At 70.3% G+C, this 19,946-nt stretch carries 19 protein-coding genes and 1 tRNA gene; 13 read left to right on the top strand and 7 right to left on the bottom strand.

Annotated elements, in window-relative coordinates:
- Positions 1 to 211 precede the first annotated feature (211 nt).
- Positions 212 to 1,087 (top strand): cupredoxin domain-containing protein, encoded by an 876-nt coding sequence (locus QP939_RS23565; RefSeq protein WP_285458985.1) that lies wholly within the window; start codon positions 212 to 214, stop codon positions 1,085 to 1,087.
- 2 nt (positions 1,088 to 1,089) lie between these two features.
- On the top strand, positions 1,090 to 1,650 hold the full coding sequence (locus QP939_RS23570; RefSeq protein WP_285458986.1) for a hypothetical protein: 561 nt from the start codon (positions 1,090 to 1,092) through the stop codon (positions 1,648 to 1,650).
- Between the two features lie 11 nt (positions 1,651 to 1,661).
- Here the strand turns inward: QP939_RS23570 and QP939_RS23575 are convergent, their stop codons facing one another.
- Both QP939_RS23575 and QP939_RS23580 read right to left on the bottom strand, forming a co-directional pair.
- Entirely contained in the window at positions 1,662 to 2,111 is a 450-nt protein-coding gene (locus QP939_RS23575) for a hypothetical protein (RefSeq protein ID WP_285458987.1), read from the bottom strand.
- 60 nt (positions 2,112 to 2,171) lie between these two features.
- Positions 2,172 to 2,244: transfer RNA gene (locus QP939_RS23580), tRNA-Arg, on the bottom strand.
- A gap of 149 nt (positions 2,245 to 2,393) precedes the next feature.
- On the opposite strand from QP939_RS23580, the gene QP939_RS23585 reads away from it, so the two are divergent.
- The 3 genes from QP939_RS23585 to QP939_RS23595 all read left to right on the top strand — a co-directional run bounded on the left by QP939_RS23585 (position 2,394) and on the right by QP939_RS23595 (position 5,170).
- Entirely contained in the window at positions 2,394 to 3,494 is a 1,101-nt protein-coding gene (locus QP939_RS23585; RefSeq protein WP_285458988.1) for an epoxide hydrolase family protein, read from the top strand.
- A gap of 163 nt (positions 3,495 to 3,657) precedes the next feature.
- Positions 3,658 to 4,578 carry a cation diffusion facilitator family transporter gene (locus QP939_RS23590; protein ID WP_285458989.1) on the top strand — a complete coding sequence of 307 codons (921 nt, stop codon included), beginning with the start codon at positions 3,658 to 3,660 and terminating at the stop codon, positions 4,576 to 4,578.
- Between the two features lie 91 nt (positions 4,579 to 4,669).
- Positions 4,670 to 5,170, top strand: a complete 501-nt coding sequence (locus tag QP939_RS23595) for an RICIN domain-containing protein (protein ID WP_285458990.1) — start codon at positions 4,670 to 4,672, stop codon at positions 5,168 to 5,170.
- Between the two features lie 21 nt (positions 5,171 to 5,191).
- On the opposite strand, the gene QP939_RS23600 is transcribed toward QP939_RS23595, so the two are convergent.
- Both QP939_RS23600 and QP939_RS23605 read right to left on the bottom strand, forming a co-directional pair.
- Complete coding sequence (locus tag QP939_RS23600; protein WP_285458991.1) at positions 5,192 to 5,917, bottom strand: DUF305 domain-containing protein; 726 nt, start codon at positions 5,915 to 5,917, stop codon at positions 5,192 to 5,194.
- Positions 5,917 to 6,723 carry a thioredoxin-like domain-containing protein gene (locus QP939_RS23605; protein WP_285458992.1) on the bottom strand — a complete coding sequence of 269 codons (807 nt, stop codon included), beginning with the start codon at positions 6,721 to 6,723 and terminating at the stop codon, positions 5,917 to 5,919. The genes QP939_RS23600 and QP939_RS23605 overlap by 1 nt, the downstream gene beginning before the upstream one ends.
- A gap of 196 nt (positions 6,724 to 6,919) precedes the next feature.
- Here QP939_RS23605 and argS point away from each other — a divergent pair, with 196 nt between their 5' ends.
- The 6 genes from argS to rho all read left to right on the top strand — a co-directional run bounded on the left by argS (position 6,920) and on the right by rho (position 15,749).
- Positions 6,920 to 8,575, top strand: coding sequence for an arginine--tRNA ligase (argS, locus tag QP939_RS23610; RefSeq protein ID WP_285458993.1), 1,656 nt, complete (start codon positions 6,920 to 6,922; stop codon positions 8,573 to 8,575).
- A gap of 3 nt (positions 8,576 to 8,578) precedes the next feature.
- On the top strand, positions 8,579 to 10,009 hold the full coding sequence (gene lysA, locus QP939_RS23615) for a diaminopimelate decarboxylase (protein ID WP_285458994.1): 1,431 nt from the start codon (positions 8,579 to 8,581) through the stop codon (positions 10,007 to 10,009).
- A gap of 5 nt (positions 10,010 to 10,014) precedes the next feature.
- On the top strand, positions 10,015 to 11,325 hold the full coding sequence (locus tag QP939_RS23620) for a homoserine dehydrogenase (RefSeq protein ID WP_285458995.1): 1,311 nt from the start codon (positions 10,015 to 10,017) through the stop codon (positions 11,323 to 11,325).
- Complete coding sequence (gene thrC, locus QP939_RS23625) at positions 11,322 to 12,383, top strand: threonine synthase (protein ID WP_285458996.1); 1,062 nt, start codon at positions 11,322 to 11,324, stop codon at positions 12,381 to 12,383. Before QP939_RS23620 ends, thrC begins: the two co-directional genes overlap by 4 nt.
- Positions 12,384 to 12,489: 106 nt before the next feature.
- Positions 12,490 to 13,374: a homoserine kinase gene (thrB, locus tag QP939_RS23630; RefSeq protein WP_285458997.1), complete on the top strand. Its 885-nt coding sequence runs from the start codon at positions 12,490 to 12,492 to the stop codon at positions 13,372 to 13,374.
- Between the two features lie 401 nt (positions 13,375 to 13,775).
- On the top strand, positions 13,776 to 15,749 hold the full coding sequence (rho, locus tag QP939_RS23635) for a transcription termination factor Rho (protein ID WP_285458998.1): 1,974 nt from the start codon (positions 13,776 to 13,778) through the stop codon (positions 15,747 to 15,749).
- A 52-nt stretch (positions 15,750 to 15,801) separates the two neighbouring features.
- Here the strand turns inward: rho and QP939_RS23640 are convergent, their stop codons facing one another.
- Positions 15,802 to 16,314, bottom strand: coding sequence for a CHAP domain-containing protein (locus QP939_RS23640; protein ID WP_285458999.1), 513 nt, complete (start codon positions 16,312 to 16,314; stop codon positions 15,802 to 15,804).
- Between the two features lie 207 nt (positions 16,315 to 16,521).
- Here QP939_RS23640 and rpmE point away from each other — a divergent pair, with 207 nt between their 5' ends.
- Complete coding sequence (rpmE, locus tag QP939_RS23645; RefSeq protein ID WP_003102730.1) at positions 16,522 to 16,749, top strand: 50S ribosomal protein L31; 228 nt, start codon at positions 16,522 to 16,524, stop codon at positions 16,747 to 16,749.
- Positions 16,750 to 16,828: 79 nt separating this feature from the next.
- Positions 16,829 to 17,899 carry a peptide chain release factor 1 gene (gene prfA, locus QP939_RS23650; protein WP_285459000.1) on the top strand — a complete coding sequence of 357 codons (1,071 nt, stop codon included), beginning with the start codon at positions 16,829 to 16,831 and terminating at the stop codon, positions 17,897 to 17,899.
- A gap of 94 nt (positions 17,900 to 17,993) precedes the next feature.
- On the opposite strand, the gene QP939_RS23655 is transcribed toward prfA, so the two are convergent.
- Both QP939_RS23655 and QP939_RS23660 read right to left on the bottom strand, forming a co-directional pair.
- Positions 17,994 to 18,524 carry a hypothetical protein gene (locus tag QP939_RS23655; protein ID WP_285459001.1) on the bottom strand — a complete coding sequence of 177 codons (531 nt, stop codon included), beginning with the start codon at positions 18,522 to 18,524 and terminating at the stop codon, positions 17,994 to 17,996.
- Between the two features lie 71 nt (positions 18,525 to 18,595).
- Positions 18,596 to 19,732, bottom strand: coding sequence for an RICIN domain-containing protein (locus QP939_RS23660; RefSeq protein WP_285459002.1), 1,137 nt, complete (start codon positions 19,730 to 19,732; stop codon positions 18,596 to 18,598).
- Between the last annotated feature and the right edge of the window lie 214 nt (positions 19,733 to 19,946).

A 19,946-nucleotide genomic window follows, 5' to 3' on the forward strand; every position in this document is an offset into this window, starting at 1 on the left:
TGCACCTTAGTCAGCGCGGTGGGCAAACTGACGGCAAACCCGAATGGTTCTCGTAAAACCGCAGGTCAGCTGGGGTGATAACGGGTCGGACACGCCTGGGCAATGCACATCACATCCTCTTTACATTGAGGTGAGCCTTACCTAACGTCCACCGACCGAGCCGATAGCCACGGCTCAGCCTGAACCCGGACGCGAACCTTCGGAGATCACTGTGCGCCCCAAGACTGTCTTCAGCCTGCTCGGAATCGGGAGTGCGAGCCTCGTGCTCGTGGCTTGCGGCGGTGAACCGGCCTCACCGCAGGCGGCGGCGATCCACGTCGAGGCGTCCGATACCGCTTGCGACGTCGCGAGCACGAACGCGGCGACGGGCCCGATCGCCTTCGAGATCGCCAACAAGGGCAACCAGGTCACCGAGTTCTACCTCTACGGCAAGGACGGCCGGGTGATCAGCGAGGTGGAGAACATCGGTCCCGGCACCAGCCGGTCCATGACCGCTCAGGTCACCGAGCCGGGCTCGTACACGACCGCCTGCAAGCCCGGCATGCGGGGCGAGGGCATCCGCCACGAGTTCACCGTCACGGCCGCGGGCGGCGCCGCGGCGGCACCGGCCATCCCGCAGGGAGTCGTGTCGCAATACACGGTCCTGGAGCAGGAAATCAAGGACGCGGGCGGCCAGACCACGGTCGGCCCGTGGCGCATCGGCTACATCGTCGAAGCCGCCGAGCCCTGGTACCACGACGAGAACGGGCACCAGCACTTCCGCCCGGCCGCGCCGGGGGAGACCCACCACATCGAAATCATCCCGATCGAAGCCGCGACCGGCCGCATCGTGCCCGACGTGCCGATCCACGTCGACGTCCTCGACGCGGCCGGCAATGTGGTGGAGGGCAAGGCGTTGAACTTCTACTACGCCGAGTTCTTCCACTACGCCAGCAACTTCTCCGTCCCGCGGGCCGGCACCTACACCCTGCGCGCCAAGCTGCAACCGCCCACGTTCCTGCGCCACGGCGAGGAAACCGAGCAACCGGCCCTCAGCACGGGAGCCGAGGCCACGTTCACCGGCGTCGAGCTGAAGACCGAGGGCTGACCATGGCCACGCTCACCGAGGGCGAGGGTGGCCAGCGCGACGCCCTGCGCGGCGCGGCGGCGAAGTGGACACCGATCGCCCTGGGCGTCTTGATGTGCCTCGGATGGGGAGCCGTTCTCTGGACGGTTCCCCACCTGCACGCCGACCCGGCGTTGCACACGGTCGCCCGCTTCGCCCACCTGGTGGGTCTCGTGGCCGGGTTCGGCGCCGTCCTGACGGTCGACTGGCTGGGGCTGAGGTGGCTGCTCGGCCACCGCACGCTCGGCGACGTCCTCCAGCTGGCGCGGACGGCGGCGGCCCCGATCTGGGCCGGCCTCGCGACCCTGGTGGTCAGCGGACTGGTGCTCCACCCCGACCTGGCATCGTGGCCGACCCGCGTCAAGCTCGGCATCGCGCTCGTCATCGGCCTCAACGGCTTGTACGCCCACCACCTCACGCCCCGGCTCGCCGGTCAGGAGGTCCCGCGGTCGCTGCTGATCCGCGCCGCGATCTGCGGAGCCGTTTCCCAAGCCGGGTGGTGGAGCGCCACGATCATCGGTTTCCTCAACGCCCACCACACGTGATCCGTGCCGGGTCAGACGGGCCAGAGCTGGATGAGCCAGCGTTCGACTCCGGTCTCGAAGCTGCCTTCGCCGAGCTCGGCCGTGTCGCTCTGGTTGCCCACCGCGGCCCGCACGTGGTGGACGCCTGGCCGCGGGATCTGGAGGGTGTGCTCGCCGAATGTCGCGGTGACGGACTGCAGCCGGACTTCAGTGGCGAGATCGCAGGTCAGCTCCAAGACCTCGGCCCAGCCGGAGCGCTCGTCGCCGGGTGGGGTGCCGTCCCAGAGCTCGACGCGGACCGTGGGGTAGTGGTCGGTGGCGGAACTGTGCAGCAGCAGGCCACCGGCACCGCCGACAGCGGTCCAGGAGCCGGTGGGGACCGGCAAGCCCAGCGCGTTGCGGCTCATGGAGACTTCCTGGAGCACGAACTGGCCGTATTCCACCTCGACGGTGTCATCGATGGCGGCGATCAGGCGTGACATCCCCGATCCCTTTCCCGTGGCGTCTGGCGGAGCAGTTCGCGCGGGTTCAAACAGAATGGGTGCCCTCGGCAGGATTCGAACCTGCGACACCTGCCTCCGGAGGGCAGTGCTCTATCCCCTGAGCTACGAGGGCCCATCGCTGGGCGACTCCGAAAGCTTAGCGCATCCCCCGCGGCCCCCGCGCGCAGGTGGGCGCAGTGGGAAATCCGCTGGTCAGCGGCAAGAAGTTGATCCATTCGCCGGGACGTCGCTAGCGTGGGGGGCCCACTCGAAGGAGCCCTGATGGTCGAGGCTTTCCGTGTCCCTCTCGATGAGGGTGATGTCGCCGATCTGCGGGAGCGGCTTCGGCGGACCCGGTGGCCCGAACCGGAGACCGTCGACGACTGGTCTCAGGGGGTTCCGCTCGCCTACGTCCGGGAACTGTGCCGGGACTGGGGTGAGGAGTACGACTTCGGGTTTGCCGGGCGGCTCAACGCCTTCCCGCAGTTCCGGGCCGACGTCGACGGTGTCGGGGTGCACTTCGTGCACGTCCGGTCGCCGCACGCCGAGGCGCTTCCGCTCGTGCTCACCCATGGCTGGCCCGGTTCCGTGCTCGAGTTCCTCGATGTGCTCGGGCCGCTCACCGAGCCCGAAAAGCACGGTGGGGACCCCGCCGACGCCTTCCACGTCGTCGTTCCCTCGCTGCCCGGCTTCGGGTGGAGTGACAAGCCCGCCCTGAAGATCGCGCGGGTCGCCGAGCTGTGGGACCGGCTCATGGTTTCGCTCGGCTACGACCGCTACGGCGCCCAGGGTGGTGACTGGGGTGCCGCCGTGACGAACTCGCTCGCGCGGTTCGGGCGGGCCGTCGGGGTGCACGTCAACTTCGCTCCCGTGCGGCTGACCCTCGACGATCCGACGCCGAAGGAGCGTCAGGCCCTCGCCGACCTCGAGGAGTTCCGGCGCAGCGGCAGCGGCTACTCCGCGCAGCAGGGCACCCGGCCGCAGACGCTCGGCTACGGCCTCACCGACTCGCCCGCCGGGCAGGCCGCCTGGATCGCCGAGAAGTTCTGGGCCTGGACCGACAACAAGGGCCACCCCGAGGACGCCGTCGACCGGCAGAAGATCCTCGACGCCATCTCCGTCTACTGGTTCACCGCGACCGCGACGTCGTCGGCGCGGATGTACTGGGAGAACGCCGAGCGGGATCTGTCCACTGTGGATGTCCCGGCCGGGGTTTCCGTATTCCCCAAGGAGATCGTGCGGCCCTCGCGGCGGCAGGCCGAGCAGCGCTACACCGACCTGCGCTGGTTCGAGGAGCTGCCCGTCGGCGGGCACTTCGCCGCGCTCGAACAGCCCGGGCTGTTCGTCGAGCAGGTGCGCGGCTTCTTCCGGCTGGTGCGCTAGCGAAGCGTGACGAGTCCACCAGGCGGGACACCCCGCCTGGTGGATTGGTCGGCCGGGACGGCCGGAGTAGCTTTCGGGTGGGTGAACTTAGGCTGCCCTCTGTTGCATATATGCGCATTCGACTATATGTTTGGCGGAGACGGACACCGGGAACGGAGGCGGCATGGGACACGGCCACGGACACGGGCACACGAGCGCGCCCGCGAGCGCGTCGGGCCGGTACGTGCGCAGCCTGGCCGTCGCTCTGGGCATCGGCGCCGGGTTCATGGTGCTCGAGTTCGTCGTCGGCTTCGCGACCGGCTCGCTGGCCCTGATCTCCGACGCGGCGCACATGTTCACCGATGTGCTCGGGGTCGGCATGGCCCTGGTCGCGATCGTCCTGGCGCGGCGCACCGGTCCCACGGTCAGCCGCACGTTCGGGCTCTACCGCGCGGAGGTGCTGGCCGCGCTGGCCAACGCGGTCCTGCTGTTCGGCGTCGCGGGGTACGTCCTCGTCGAGGCGATCGGCCGGATCGGCGACCCGCCCGCCGTGCCCGGGCTGCCGGTGCTGCTGGCGGCCACGGCCGGCCTGGTCGCCAACATCGTGTCGTTCGCCGTGCTGCGCTCCGGCGCGAAGGAGAGCCTCAACGTCCGCGGGGCCTACCTCGAGGTGCTCGCCGACCTCATCGGCTCGGTCGGCGTCCTGGTCAGCGGCGCGCTGACGCTGCTGACGGGCTGGCGCTACGCGGACCCGATCATCGGTGTCGCGATCGGGCTCTTCGTGCTGCCCCGCACGTGGACGCTGGCCCGCCGGGCGCTGCGCATCCTGTTCCAGCACGCGCCGAAGAGCGTCGACGTCGGCGCGATCAACGCCGAGCTGGCCGCGCTGCCGGGTGTCGCGGACGTCCACGACCTGCACGTCTGGACGCTCACCTCGGGCATGGAGGTCGCCTCGGCGCACTTGACGCTGGCGCCGCCCGCGAAGCAGTCCGACGTGCTGACGGAGGCGCAGAACCTGCTGGCTTCGCGGTACGCGATCGAGCACGCGACGCTGCAGGTGGAGGCGCCGCACTGCGCCCGCCGCTGCCAAGAGCTGTCCTGGTAGGCAGCTTCCGGAACGCGCGGAAGCACGGAAAGCACGCTCCCCGGCAACCGCCTTTTCGGGAAGGAATCCCCGGTCCGCGCCCAGTAATTTCGTGGTGTACCGCTCGGCGAACAGAGGGGAAACCATGAAATCTCCGCGGAAATTGACGGCGCTCGCGGCGGCCGCCGGACTGCTGGCAGGCGGCGCCGTGGCAGCTCAGCCCGCCTCCGCCGCGCAGCCGCTGCTGGTGTCGAACCTCAACGGCAGATGCGCCGACATCTTCATGTTCCACCAGGAAAACGGCGCGTCCGTGGTGACCTGGGACTGTACCGGCAACGTGAACCAGCAGTGGCGCTGGGAGGGCGAACAGATCCGGTCCGCCATGAACGGCAAGTGCCTGGAAATCTACGCCTCCCACCAGGGCGATCAGGGCTCGGTGGACACCTGGGACTGCAACGGGAGCAGCACCCAGCGGTGGTTCCGCAACGGCGGTGAAATCCGCAGCAGGCTGAACGGGAAATGCCTCGACATCCTGGCCGGCCGCCCCGACAACGGGCAGCTGCTGGTCAGCTGGAGCTGCAACGGCGCCGCCAGCCAGAGCTGGAACTTCTGACCGGACCCGGGGCCCCGGCCGCTACGCCGGCAGCGGCTGGGCGCCCCGGCCCGAGAGCATCAGCTTGATCTGGTCCATCTCCGCGCCCTGCGACGTCAGGATGCTGTTCACCAGCGCCTTCAACGCCGGCAGCGTCGAATGCGCCGCCGCGTACTGGGCCATCGCCGTGCCGCCCTGGTGGTGGCGGAGCATCAGCTGCAGGAAGAAGACGTCGAACTCGCGGCCCGACAGCGACCGCAGCTTCTTCAGGTCCGTGTCCGTCGCCATGCCCGGCATCAGCGCGCCGCTCGCCGGGTTGACCGACGACGGGGCCATCGACATCCCGTCGTGGCCCGGCATCGGTTCCGTCATCCACTTCATCGGCGCGCCGAGCGCCTGCTCGGGCTGGTCCCACAGCATGAGCCAGCCCTTCATGCGCCCGACCTGCTCCAGCTGCGTGCGCTCGATGTCGAACGCCAGCTGCTTGATCTCCGGGTCGGTCGTGCGGTCGCGGGCGATGCCCGCCATCGTCACCGCCTGGAGGTGGTGCGTCGACATGTCCTGGGCGAAGCCGACCTCGACCGAACCGGCGGCCGGGGTGGCCGTCGTTCCGGAACCGTCGACGGCGCGGGTCAGGAACATCCCCGCCGTCGCGCCGATCAGCAGGACCGCCAGCAGCGTCCCGCCGATGATCACCCAGCGCGACCACGTCGGCTGCTCGGTGACCTCTTCGGTGTCGAAGTCGGTGTCGAGGTCGGCTTCGGCCATCACTTCGTCGGGGTCGGCGAGGCCGGGGCGGAGGACGCCGGAGCGGACGGCATGCCCTGCTCGCCCTGCGCGGCCGTGCTGCCCTTGTAGTCCATCGGCTTCGCGTCCGGGCCCGGCTTCGACGGGTCGAACGGCGGCGGGTTGTCCGGGTCGAACTGGCCGGGCACCGCGTCGCAGGACGCGCCGACCTCGGGGTAGACGCCGTTCGGGTTGGCCCGCAGCGCCGCGATGAACTCGTCGATCCGCGCGTCGTTGGCGTCGTCCAGCTTCAGCTGGTGGCCCCACGACTGCAGCGAGATCGGCTTGTCCAGGCCCGGGTAGGGCGACATCATCGTGTACGGCTTGCCCTTGACGCGCACGCTCAACAGGTTCAGCGCGTCGCCGGTGACCTGCTGCGGGTTGTAGGCGATCCAGACGGTGCCGTGCTCGAGGGAGTGCACCATGTTCTCGGTGCGGACGGCGGTCGGGTACACGACGCCGGTGCAGGTGGCCCACGTCTGGTCGTGCGGGCCGCCGAACGGCGGGGTCTTGTCGTAGGCGACGCGCTCGGTCGGCAGCACGTGCACGCTGCCGGTGTAGTTGGCCGTCACCACGCCCGGGATGCGCTTGGAGGGGTCCGGGTCCTGCGCGGTCGGCGCGAACGACGCGGCGGCGGCCTCGCGGTCTTCCTGCTCACGCTTCGGCGCGGACTGGACCATGTAGTAGACGATCACCGAGGCGGCCAGTGCCACGATGGCGACGACGGCGATGATCGTGCCCCAGGGCGTGCCCTTCTTGCTCACGACGGAACCGCGGGCCGCCTTCACCGCCGACCCCTTTTTCCGAGTTGTCCCGTTCGCCATGGCTCCCGCGTTCTCCCTCTGGTGGCTGCGGACGGATTCCCGCCCGGGCCAGTGTAGAGACCACGCGTCTGATCACCGTTAACGCCTCACACACCCACGCGCCGTGACGTCCCCGAGACCGATGCAAGCGCCCCACCAGGGCACACCTAGAATTCGACGAGTGACTCCCGCCGCTCTCGCCGACCTGGTCCGCAGCTCCGCCGTGCAGGTGCTCGCCGCACGTGGCATCGACGACGCCGTGCTGCCGGAGCAGGTGACCATCGAACGCCCGCGCAACCCCGACCACGGCGACTACGCGACGAACCTGGCCTTGCAGGTGGCCAAGAAGGCCGGCCTCAAGCCCCGCGAGTTCGCCGAGGCGCTGGCCGAAGCGGTCTCGGCGGACGACGGCGTCGCGTCGGCCGAGGTCGCCGGTCCCGGCTTCCTCAACTTCCGGCTCGCCGCGGCCGCGCAGGGCGACATCGTGCGCCAGGTGCTCGACGCCGGCGCCGCGTACGGCCGCGGTGACGCGCTGGCCGGGACGAAGATCAACCTCGAGTTCGTCTCGGCGAACCCGACCGGCCCGATCCACCTCGGCGGCACGCGCTGGGCCGCGGTCGGCGACGCGCTGGGCCGTGTGCTGGCCGCGCAGGGCGCCGACGTCACCCGCGAGTACTACTTCAACGACGCCGGTGCCCAGATCGACCGGTTCGTCCGGTCCCTGATCGCCGCCGCGAAGGGCGAGCCCGCGCCCGAGGACGGCTACGCGGGCGGCTACATCAACGACATCGCCGCCGAGGTCATCAAGGCCGAGCCGAGCGCGCTGTCGCTGCCCGAGCAGGAGCGGCACGAGACCTTCCGCCGCATCGGCATCGAGCTGATGTTCGGCGAGATCAAGCAGAGCCTGCACGAGTTCGGCACCGACTTCGACGTCTACTTCCACGAGGACTCGCTGCACAAGTCCGGCGCGGTCGACGCCGCCGTCCAGCAGCTGAAGGACTCCGGGAACCTCTACTTCGAGGACGGCGCCTGGTGGCTGAAGTCCAAGGAGTACGGCGACGACAAGGACCGCGTCGTCATCAAGCAGGACGGCAACCCGGCCTACATCGCCGGTGACCTGGCCTACTTCAAGGACAAGCGCAACCGCGGCTTCGACCTGTGCATCTACATGCTCGGCGCGGACCACCACGGCTACATCGCGCGCCTGAAGGCCGCCGCGGCCGCGTTCGGCGACGACCCGGGGACCGTCGAGGTGCTGATCGGCCAGATGGTCAACCTGGTCAGCGACGGCAAGCCGGTGCGGATGTCCAAGCGCGCGGGCACCGTGATCACCATGGAGGACCTCGTCGAGGCCGTCGGCGTCGACCCGGCCCGCTACGAGCTGATCCGGTACTCCGTCGACTCCACTTTGGATGTCGACCTGGACCTGCTGCGCAAGCACTCCAACGACAACCCCGTCTACTACGTCCAGTACGCGCACGCGCGGCTGGCGTCCCTGCAGCGCAACGCCGCCGATCTCGGCTTGAAGTCCACTTCGGACGTCGACTTCGGACTCTTGACGCTGCCCGCCGAGGGCGATCTGATCCGCACCATCGGCGAATTCCCGGAAACCGTGCGCCGCGCCGCCGAAATGCGGGAGCCGCACCGGATCGCGCGCTACCTCGAAGAACTCGCGGGCGCCTACCACAAGTTCTACACCGTGGGCCGCGTGCTGCCCATGGGCGACGAAGAGGCGACCCCTCTGACGTACGCCCGGCTCGCGCTCTGCGAAGCCGCCCGCCAGGTGCTGGCGAACGGCCTCGCGCTGCTCGGTGTCTCCGCTCCGGAACGGATGTAAGAAATGGCGCACCCCGCGGGCCCCAGGCACGCCGACGTCTACCCCCACGCCGACACCTCCGGGCACCAGCCTTCGGGGGCCGACGAGCTCGACAAGCTGCCCGCGAAAGTGTGGCCGCGCAACACCTTCCGCGCCCACGACGGCGTCGTGCGGATCGCCGGCGTCGACGTGCGCGAGCTGGCCGAGAAGCACGGCACGCCGCTGTTCGTGGTCGACGAGGCCGACTTCAAGTCGCGCTGCGCGGACTACGCCGAGGCGTTCGACGACCCGTCGCTCGTGCACTACGCGTCCAAGGCGTTCCTGTCGATCGAGATCGCCCGCTGGGTGGCCGAGCAGGGGCTGAGCCTCGACGTCTGCAGCGGCGGCGAGCTCGCCGTGGCGCAGCGCGCGGACTTCCCGGCCGAGCGGATCACCTTCCACGGCAACAACAAGTCGCCGGCGGAGCTGGAAGCCGCGGTCGTCGCGGGCGTGGGCACGATCGTGCTCGACTCCTACTTCGAGATCGCCCGGCTGGCCGACATCGCCGCGCGCCACGACGTCGTGCAGCCGGTGCTGATCCGGGTCACCGTCGGCGTCGAGGCGCACACCCACGAGTTCATCGCGACCGCCCACGAGGACCAGAAGTTCGGGTTCTCCCTGGCGAGCGGCGACGCCGCCGAGGCGGTCCGCCGGGTGCTCAACGCGCGGTCGCTCAAGCTCGTTGGCCTGCACAGCCACATCGGTTCGCAGATCTTCGACGCGGACGGCTTCGAGGTCGCCGCCCGCCGCGTCGTCGGGCTGCTCGCCGACCTGGCCAAGGAGCACGGCCCCGAGCTGCTCGACCAGCTGAGCCTGGTCGACCTCGGCGGTGGCTTCGGCATCGCCTACACCGAGAAGGACAACCCGCCGCCGCCCGCGCAGATGATCACGCAGATCCGCGAGATCGTCCGCAAGGAGTGCGCGTACGCGGGCCTGCCGGTGCCGCGGATCGCCGGCGAGCCCGGCCGCGCGATCGCCGGTCCCGGCACGGTCACGCTCTACGAGGTCGGCACCATCAAGGACGTCTCGCTCGGCGACGACGTCTCGCGCCGGTACGTGAGCGTCGACGGCGGGATGAGCGACAACATCCGGACCGCGCTGTACGACGCCGTGTACGACGTCCGGCTGGTTTCCCGGTCCGCGGGCGACAACGAGCAGCCGGTGCAGGCCGTGCTGTCCCGGGTCGTGGGAAAACACTGTGAGTCCGGCGACATCGTCGTACGAGACTGCTGGCTGCCCGACACGCTGGCTCCCGGCGACCTGCTGGCGGTCGCGGCGACCGGCGCCTACTGCTACTCGATGGCGAGCACGTACAACCGGCAGCCGCGCCCGGCCGTGGTCGCGGTGCGCAACGGCAGCTCCCGGCTGCTGCTGCGCCGGGAGACGACCGACGACATGCTGCGCCTGGAGGTCTGAACACAGTGGCTGCCCCACAGGAGAAGGCCATCAGGGTCGCCCTGCTCGGCTGCGGAACGGTCGGCGGCGAGGTCGCGCGGCTGCTCACCGAGCAGGCGGACGAGCTGGCCGCCCGGGCGGGCGCGCCGGTCGAGCTGGCCGGCATCGCGGTCCGCCGCCCCGACAAGCACCCGGAACTGCCGCCGGAGCTGCTGACCGCCGACGCCGAGAAGCTCGTCACCAGCGACGACGTCGACGTCGTGGTCGAGCTGGTCGGCGGGATCGAGCCGGTGCGCGGCTGGCTGGTCGCCGCGCTGAAGGCCGGGAAGTCCGTGGTCACGGCGAACAAGGCGCTGCTGGCCGAGCACTCGGCCGACCTGTTCGAGGCCGCCGACGCGGCAGGTGCCGACCTGTACTTCGAGGCCGCGGTCGCCGGGGCCATCCCGCTGCTGCGCCCGCTGCGCGAGTCGCTGGCCGGTGACCGGATCACCCGCGTGATGGGCATCGTCAACGGCACCACGAACTACATCCTGTCCGCGATGGACTCCACCGGCGCGGGCTACGCCGAGACGCTCGACGAGGCCAGCCGCCTCGGGTACGCCGAGGCCGACCCGACCGCCGACGTCGACGGCTACGACGCCGCGTCGAAGGCGGCGATCCTGGCGTCGCTGGCCTTCCACACCCGCGTGACGGCTTCGGACGTGCACCGCGAGGGCATCGCCGACGTCACCGCCGCCGACCTCGCCGCGGCCCGCATGCTCGGCCGCACGGTCAAGCTGCTCGCCATCTGCGAGCGGGTGACCGACGACGACGGCGTCGAGTCCGTCTCGGCCCGCGTGCACCCGGTGATGATCCCGCGCAGCCACCAGCTGGCCGGCGTCGGCGGCGCGTTCAACGCCGTGTACGTCGAGGCCGACGCCGCGGGCGAGCTGATGTTCTACGGCCAGGGCGCGGGCGGCGCGCCGACCGCGAGCGCGGTGCTCGGCGACCTCGTCGCGGTGGCCCGCAACCGGGTCGCGGGCGGCCGCGGCCCGCGCGAGTCCGCGCACGCGGCGTTGCCGGTGCGGCCGATGGGGCAGACGCCGACGCGTTACCACGTAAGCCTTTCCGTCGCCGACCGCGCCGGGGTGCTCGCCCAGGTGGCGCACGCGTTCGCCGCGCACGACGTGAGCATCGCGGCCGTGCGGCAGAGCGACGTCGGCGACCGCGCGAGCCTCGTCGTCGTGACGCACCAGGCACCGGACGCCGCCCTGCAGTCCACTGTGGACGAGATCGCGAAGCTCGACGTCGTCCACGAAGTTGTCAGCGTCATGCGCGTGGAAGGCGAAGACCAGTGAGCACCCAGGCCTGGCCGGGAATCATCGAGGCGTACCGGGACCGCGTCCCGGTCCCGGACGGGGCGCGGGTCGTCACGCTCGGGGAGGGCAACACGCCGCTGCTGCCCGCCCACCACCTGTCCGAGCTGACCGGCTGCGAGGTGTACCTCAAGGTCGAAGGGGCCAACCCGACCGGCTCGTTCAAGGACCGCGGGATGACCGTGGCCATCACGCACGCGCTCGCGAGCGGGCTCAAGGCGGTGATCTGCGCGTCGACCGGCAATACGTCCGCATCGGCCGCGGCCTACGCCGCCCGCGCCGGGCTCACCTGCGCGGTGCTGGTGCCCCAGGGCAAGATCGCGATGGGCAAGCTCGCCCAGGCCGTGCTGCACGGCGCGCGGATCCTGCAGGTCGACGGCAACTTCGACGACTGCCTCGAACTCGCCCGCAAGACCGCGGCCGACTACCCGGTCACGCTGGTCAACTCGGTCAACCCGGTGCGCATCGCGGGCCAGAAGACCGCGGCGTTCGAGATCTGCGACGTGCTCGGCACGGCGCCGGACATCCACTGCCTGCCGGTGGGCAACGCGGGCAACATCACCGCCTACTGGGCGGGCTATTCGGAGTACGCGGCCGACGGTGTGGTGAAGAACACCCCGCGGATGTTGGGCTTCCAGGCGGCCGGTGCGGCGCCGCTGGTGCTGGGCGAGCCGGTGCGCGACCCGGACACGATCGCGACCGCGATCCGGATCGGCAGCCCGGCGTCGTGGACCGCCGCGGTGAAGGCGAAGGACGAGTCGGACGGGCTCTTCGACGCCGTCACCGACGAGAAGATCCTCGAGGCGTACCGGCTGCTCGCGGGCCGCGAAGGCGTGTTCGTCGAGCCGGCGTCGGCCACCAGCGTGGCCGGTCTGCTGGCCACCGCCGCCGACGGCAGGCTCCCGAAGGGCTCGCGCGTGGTCTGCACGGTCACCGGGCACGGCCTGAAGGACCCGCAGACGGCGCTGGCGGGCAACGTCGAGGTCGAGCCGCTCGCGGTGGACCCCTCGGCGGTCGCGGCGGCGCTGGACCTGCGATGACCGGCACCCGCTCGCAAGCGCCCCAATGTGGCATTGGGTGCGCTGGACGCACCGAACGCCACATTGGGTGCGCTGGACGCACCCGACGCCACATTGGGGCGCTCGCATGACCGGCTTCCGGATCACCGTCCCGGCCTCCACCGCGAACCTCGGCCCCGGCTTCGACGCCTTCGGCATGGCGCTGGCGCTCTACGACGTCGTCGAGGTGCAGGCCACCGACGGCGAGCTCAAGGTCGAGGTGATCGACGCCGGTGCCGGCGGGGTCGCCGACGTGCCCACCGACGAGACCCACCTCGTCGTGCGCGCGATCCTGCGGACCTGCGCGCACCTCGGCGTCGAGCTGCCCGGCCTGCACCTGCGCTGCTCGAACGCGATCCCGCACGCGCGCGGGCTCGGTTCGTCGGCGGCCGCGGTCGTCTCCGGCGTCGCCGCCGGGTACGCCTTGGCGGGCCGGGAGATCGACACGTCCGAGGCGCTGCAGCTGGCGGCCGGGTTCGAAGGCCACGCCGACAACGCGGCGGCGAGCCTGCTCGGCGGGTTCGTGCTGGCCTGGAGCGAGGGTGGCGAATTCCACGCCGAGCGGTTCACGCCGCACGCGGCGATCCGGCCGGTCGTGGCGGTGCCGTCGGTGCGCTCGGCCACCGCGACCACCCGCGGCCTGCTGCCGCCGACCGTGCCGCACGCCGACGCCGCGCATAACGCGGGCCGCGCCGCCCTCGCCGTGCACGCCCTGACCGCGAAGCCGGAGCTGCTGCTCGCGGCCACCGAAGACCGGCTGCACCAGCACTACCGGGCGCCCGCGTACCCGGCGAGCACCGAGCTGGTGGCGACGCTGCGTGCACGGGGCGTGGCCGCCGCGGTGTCCGGCGCGGGTCCGACGGTGCTCGCGCTGACCACCACGGGAATACTCCCGGCGGACGTCGGCGTTGAGGGGTTCGACGTCTTCGAGCTGCCCGTGGATCTCGCGGGTGTGCAGGTTGCGGCTCAGTAAAGGCTGGGTCACGTGCCCGCGGTCGAGGCCGCCACGCGGGGGGTGGTTGTTGCACCCGGCACCCGCGCGGTCTACCCTCGGGGGCGTTCGATCACCGTGCGTTTCCGCACCCGATGCCGGTCCTCCCGGATCGCATCCTTCGTTGATCCGCCGAATCCGCACCGCCTGGCACGCGGGGTAACGCGGAAGGACGCAGGCGGGTTTCCGGTCTCGGCGGTGCCGAATTCCGCATCCTCCGTTTGGAGGACGCAAACCCCTGTGGTGGAGGCGCTCCAGCTGTGTTCCGCACGGCCGAAGAGCTCATCTCGCGTATCGGGGGGCAAATACGCCGGTTCGCGATCAGAAGCGAGCGGCAGTCCGCTGATCCACCTGGAGGCGTGGATCGGTCAGGAAGGACATGTGTGAGCAACACCGATCTTTTGAGCGACGTGAGCGGCACGGCCGAGACGAACGGCACCGCCCCCGCTCCCAAGCGGACGGTCGGCGGGCTGACCGGTAAGACCGTCGCCGAACTGCGTTCGCTGGCTGGGGAGCTCGGCGTCGGCGAGACGACGGGCATGCGCAAGGGCGACCTGATCGCCGCGATCCGCGAGCGCCAGGGCAAGTCCCGCAAGCCGCGTGCGGCGGCCGAGACGCTGCCGCTCGACGGCGTCGGCGAGCCGCCCAAGGCGGCCCCGAAGGTCAAGGCCGAGGCGCCCGCCGCCCCGGTCGAGACCAAGCCGGAGCCGAAGGCCGAGGCGACGGCCGCCGCCGCGCCGGCGGAGACCCAGCCGCAGGCCGAGCGCCCGCAGCAGGACCGCCAGGACAAGCAGGACGGCCAGCAGGGCCAGGACGGCCAGCCCGAGGAGGGCGGCCGCAGCCGGCGTCGCCGCGGCTCGAACCGCGCCGCCGGTGCGCCCGACGGCCAGGGCGGTGGCGACCGCCAGCAGGGCGACCGGCAGCAGGGCGACCGCCAGGGCGGCGACCGGCAGCAGGGTGACCGGCAGCAGGGCCAGGGCGGTGGCAACCGCGACCAGCAGCGCCAGGGCGGCCGCAACGACAACCGCCAGCAGGACGGGAACCGCCAGCAGGGCGGCAACCGGGGCCAGGACGGCAACCGGGACAACCGCGCCCAGCAGGACGACGACGAGGAAGGCGGCCGCCGCGGCCGTCGCTTCCGCGACCGCCGTCGCCGGGGCAGCGGGGGCGGCCAGCGTGACGGCGGTTCGCCGGACACCGAGATCCGCGAGGACGACGTCCTGCTGCCCGTCGCGGGCATCCTCGACGTCCTCGACAACTACGCGTTCGTGCGGACCTCCGGCTACCTCGCCGGCCCGAACGACGTGTACGTCTCGCTGTCTCTGGTCCGCAAGTACGGTCTGCGCCGCGGTGACGCCATCACCGGTGTCGTGCGCCAGCCGCGCGAAGGTGAGCAGCAGCGGCAGAAGTTCAACCCGCTGGTGCGCGTCGACTCGATCAACGGCCTGGAGCCGGACGAGGCCAAGCGCCGTCCCGACTTCACCAAGCTGACGCCGCTGTACCCGAACGAGCGCCTGCGACTCGAGACCGAGCCGCACAAGCTCACCACCCGCGTGATCGACCTGATCATGCCGGTCGGCAAGGGGCAGCGCGCCCTGATCGTGTCGCCGCCGAAGGCCGGTAAGACCACGATCATGCAGGACATCGCGAACGCGATCTCCACGAACAACCCCGAGTGCCACCTGATGGTCGTCCTGGTCGACGAGCGTCCGGAAGAGGTCACCGACATGCAGCGCTCGGTGAAGGGCGAGGTCATCGCCTCGACCTTCGACCGGCCGCCGTCCGACCACACGTCGGTCGCGGAGCTGTCGATCGAGCGGGCCAAGCGCCTGGTCGAGATGGGCCACGACGTCGTCGTGCTGCTCGACTCGATCACCCGGCTGGGCCGCGCGTACAACCTGGCGGCCCCCGCGTCCGGCCGGATCCTGTCCGGTGGTGTCGACTCGACCGCGCTCTACCCGCCGAAGCGGTTCCTCGGCGCGGCGCGCAACATCGAGAACGGCGGCTCGCTGACCATCTTCGCCACGGCGATGGTCGAGACCGGCTCGACGATGGACACGGTCATCTTCGAGGAGTTCAAGGGCACCGGTAACGCCGAGCTCAAGCTCGACCGGAAGATCGCCGAGCGCCGCGTGTTCCCGGCGGTCGACGTCAACCCGTCCGGTACCCGCAAGGACGAGCTGCTGCTCTCGCCGGACGAGCTCGCGGTCACAGTGAAGCTGAGCCGGGTGCTGCACGCCCTCGACTCGCAGCAGGCCATCGACCTGCTGATCTCGCGGCTGCGGAAGACGAAGACCAACGTCGAGTTCCTCATGCAGGTCTCGAAGACCGCCCTCGGCGGCGGCGAAGACGACTGAGTCTCGTTGTTCGGAAGGGCCCTCCCGGTTTCGCCGGGAGGGCCCTTCGCGCTTACTGGTGCGGAACCGCGGCGGGCGTCCAGCCGCGGTAGTTGTTGAAGTAGCTGACGCTGGAGCCGTGGCCGATCGCGCCGCCGACGCTGGTGGCGTAGAAGCCGCCGCTGCCGTCGGCGATCCCGACGTGGCCGTAGGCGCTGATGTTCCAGTAGACGAACGAGCCCGCCGGCGGCGTGCCGGTGGTGTGCTTCGGGCTCGCGCCGTTCCAGTGCGCGTTCGCCGACGCCCAGACGCCGGTGACGCCGTAGGAGTTCTCGGCGGCCTTCTCGCAGAGCCCCTGCCAGCCGGTGCTGCCGAGGTGGTTCTTGTACCACTGGATCGCGCCGGCCGGGGTGCCGTCGCCCGCGGCCTGGATCGACACCTCGCCGGCCGGGGCGGTGGTGAAGGTCGCCTGCTCGGGGTGGGTGTCCGCGGCCGTGACGCCGACGGCGTGGGCGGCCGGGGCCGCGACCAGCGCGGCGGCGCCGATCGTGGCCGCGACGCACAGTTTCGTGAAGATATTTCGCATTACTCCTCCTGGCGGTGAGAGAATCACGAAGGTCGGCCAGGGTGCGCCGGGCGCGTACAAGATCCGTACAAACGCCCCGGGAATAGCTGGTCAGCGGGGTGCGTTCCAGTGAGCGTCTGCCCGTCTGGCAGAATCATCCGCTGAAGTCCGGCGCCGGTTCACCCCGAGGGAACGACTGGGGACCCGGAGCCAACGAGAGAGGACACCATGAAGAGCGGTATTCACCCCGAGTACGTGGTCACCAACGTGAACTGCGACTGCGGCAACAGCTTCACCACGCGCAGCACCAAGACCAGCGGCAACATCCACGTCGAGATCTGCTCGAACTGCCACCCGTTCTACACGGGCAAGCAGAAGATCATGGACACCGGTGGCCGGGTCGCGCGCTTCGAGGCTCGCTACGGCAAGCGCCAGAAGAAGGCCGACGCCAAGTAGCTTTTCCGACGACGCCCACTCGCCCGCGCGAGTGGGCGTCGTTTTTTGTCTTTCTTCCCGGGGCTGAGAGGTGGCAGAGGTGGATTCGAGCTCGCTCAAGGGGCTGCTCGCCGAACACGCGGAGCTGGAGACCCAGCTGGCGGACCCGGCGGTGCACGCCGACCAGGCGCGCGCCCGCAAGCTCGGCCGCCGCTACGCCGAGCTGACGCCGGTCGTGAAGGCCGTGCGCGAGCTGGACACCGCCCGTGACGACCTCTCGGCCGCCAAGGAGATGGCTTCGGAGGACGCGGAGTTCGCCGCGGAGGCCGAGGAGCTGGCCGCGAAGATCCCCGAGCTGGAGTCGAAGCTCACCGAGCTGCTGCTGCCGCGCGACCCGTACGACGGCTCCGACGTCGTGATGGAGATCAAGTCCGGCGAGGGCGGCGAGGAGTCAGCCCTGTTCGCCGGCGACCTCCTGCGGATGTACTTGCGCTACGCCGAGCGCCACGGCTGGAAGGCTGAGGTCCTCGACTCGGTGGACTCCGATCTGGGCGGCTTCAAGGACGTCACGCTGTCGATCAAGAGCAAGACGGCCGACGTCGACGGCGTCTGGTCCCGCCTGAAGTTCGAGGGCGGCGTGCACCGCGTCCAGCGCGTGCCGGCGACCGAGTCGCAGGGCCGCATCCACACGTCGGCGTCCGGCGTGCTGATCTATCCGGAGCCCGAAGAGGTCGAGGTCGAGATCGACCCGAACGACCTGCGCATCGACGTCTTCCGCTCGTCCGGCCCGGGCGGCCAGAGCGTCAACACGACCGACTCGGCGGTGCGGATCACGCACCTGCCGACCGGCATCGTCGTGTCGTGCCAGAACGAGAAGTCCCAGATCCAGAACCGCGCGCGGGCCCTGCAGGTGCTCCAGGCGAGGCTGCAGGCGATCGCAGAGGAGGAGGCGGCGGCGAAGGCGTCCGACGCCCGCAAGTCCCAGGTCCGCACGGTCGACCGGTCGGAGCGGATCCGCACGTACAACTTCCCGGAGAACCGGATTTCCGACCACCGGGTCAACTACAAGGCGTACAACCTGGACCAGGTCCTCGACGGCGACCTCGACGGCGTCCTCGACGCGCTGGCGACGGCGGACCGCGAGGAGCGCCTGGCGTCTCAGTCGGGCTGAGGATGGTGAAGGCCGTGCAGTTTCCACTTCACGGCCTTCACCATGGCGTTCTCTCGCTGAACGTATCAGGTGCGGGTTGTGCGTCGTTCGGCGATCAGGGGGCGGCGGTCAGCTGGAGGAGTGTGGTCGGGGCGTTGTCGGGGCTGGCTCCGATGCCGACCTGGGTGCTGCCGCTGGGGTTGACGTTGACGGTGGAGTGCTGGCCGGCGTCGGTGGTGACTTCCGCCTTGACCTTGTGGCCAGTGCCGCTGGTGCGTCCGTCGCCGCGGATTTCGTAGACAGCGGGGATCCGGAGTTCCAGGTGACCGGTGGGGGCGAGGACCTTGAAGCAGACGAGGCCGTTGGTACCGACTTCGTCGGTGGAGCGGACCTGCATCACGCTGACGTTGTTGACCGGTGGGGTGGCACAGTCGGCGAAGATGATGTGGCCGTCGCCGGAGATGAGGGTCACGTTGTACTGGGCGAGGATGCCGGCTGCCCCGGGGTAGGAATAGTCCTCGACGAGGGCGGGCGGGGTGTCGTCGGCCTGGGGGGCGTCCGACGCCGCGGAGGCGGTCCACAGGCCCGCGGTGGCGAGCGTGATCGTGATAGCCGCCGTCACGGCGATCTTCTTGCTGAAGTGCATGTGTCAGTCCTTCTTGTGCGCGCCGGCGTCTCGGTTCCGGCCAGTCCTGTTCACAGGTGAGTCGGAAGGAGTCAGCCGAGGATCCAGCGCTGGTTGGGCTGGTACGTGGTCCAGCACTGCCAGGCGTTCACAGCCGGGTGCGGCTGACCGTTCGTGTAGTCCTGGTCGAGGCACTGGCCGCTGGCCCTGTTGACCAGGGACACGGTGCCGTCCTCGTAATGCGGCTGGATAGTCCACTGCTGGTTGGGCTGGTTGGTGGTCCAGCACTGCCAGGCGTTGACAGTGGGATGGGGCTGACCGTTCGTGTAGTCCTGGTCGAGGCATTTGGCGGAACGGGCGTTCACCACCTGGACAGTGTCGCGGGAAAGCCAGCTGAGCTTCCACTGCTGGTTGGACTGATTTGGTGTCCAGCACGTCCAAGCGTTGACGGTGGGGTGTTCGCGTCCGTTGGACCAGTCCTGGTCGAGGCACTGGCCGCTGGCCTTGCTGGTAATGGTCGCGGCGGCCGGAGCGGTCACCTGGCTTACCCATGCGCCCAGGTCGTCGACCCTAGTTTCAAGGGTGCCCTGGCGAGTCTCGATGGAGGCGAAGCAGCCGTGCTGCCACGAGCGGTTGTTGATCGCGGCGAGCTCGACCTGCGTCCCGTTCTCCCGTAGCGCCGGGCCGCCGGCATCGCCGAGGCAGGTGGTGGCATCTCCCGTGGTCGCGGCGACGGCCAGTGCCGTGCCGTTGACTCCGCTCACCGTGAACGACGCTGTGCTCAGTCGGTCCGGCACCCACGCGTCGGCGGTTCGGCCATATCCACCTATTCGCAGGACGTCCCCTACGGCAGGGGCCCGGGTGGCCAACGGCACCGGGGTGATGTCGACGACCGGCAGGGCAAGTTTGGCCAATACCGCATCGCGATCGGTCGCGGGGACCAGGGTGGTGATCTTGACGGTGTGCCCGGCGGTGCTGGTCAGGTCGGCGCGGCCGACGGTTGCCGTGTAGGGCGTCGCTGGAGGGCCGGCGGGCAGCGGCGCCGCGCCGAAGCAGGCGGCCGCGGTCAGAACCCACTGCGGGGCGACCAGTGCGCCGGTGCAGCCGTGTGTTCCGCTGATCTGGACGGTGAACGCATAGCTGCCGTTGGCGGCGGGCGTGCCGCCGGTCAAGGCTTGGGCGGGTGCTGCGGTGACGAGTCCGGCGACGGTCAATGCGGCGAAGGCCATTCCGGCCTTCCGAAGTGCACGTGACATCGAATCCCCTCGGTGAATGCGTTCGCGAAAGGCGCATCGGCCGTTTCTGCCGATACTTGACCGACCGGTGAGCGTTCTTGTGCACGAAGGATTGGTACGTTCGCTGGACGAGGCCCGAGACGATCCCGGCTCGCGACCGATTTCCCTCCCCCTGGTCGACCGCTCCGCCCTGCGCTCAATGCTGCAA

Source organism: Amycolatopsis nalaikhensis (assembly GCF_030264295.1).
Classification (GTDB): Bacteria; Actinomycetota; Actinomycetes; order Mycobacteriales; family Pseudonocardiaceae; genus Amycolatopsis; species Amycolatopsis nalaikhensis.